Annotated in this window: 1 rRNA gene; it reads right to left on the reverse strand. The window is 40.3% G+C overall.

What is annotated here, in order from left to right:
- Positions 1 to 187: 187 nt before the first annotated feature.
- A 16S ribosomal RNA gene (locus H5S10_RS02820) occupies positions 188 to 273 on the reverse strand; the annotation flags it as partial.

Below are 273 nucleotides of genomic sequence, written 5' to 3' on the forward strand. Positions count from 1 at the left end.
GTCTGATTAATTGAGTTAGCGATTATAATTCGTTAATTAAAACTCAAATAACGCGGTGTTCTCGGTTTATTGTTTTGTTAATAAAGAAATTAGATAGTATTTAGTTTTCAAAGTACAAGCTCTGAGGGTAAACCCCTCAAAACTAAACAAAGTTTCTTCGATGTGTAGGTTCCGTTTTATTCCTTAGAAAGGAGGTGATCCAGCCGCAGGTTCTCCTACGGCTACCTTGTTACGACTTCACCCCAGTCATCTGTCCCGCCTTAGGCGGCTCCC

The sequence above is a fragment of the Limosilactobacillus balticus genome, from assembly GCF_014145615.1.
Lineage (GTDB): Bacteria > Bacillota > Bacilli > Lactobacillales > Lactobacillaceae > Limosilactobacillus > Limosilactobacillus balticus.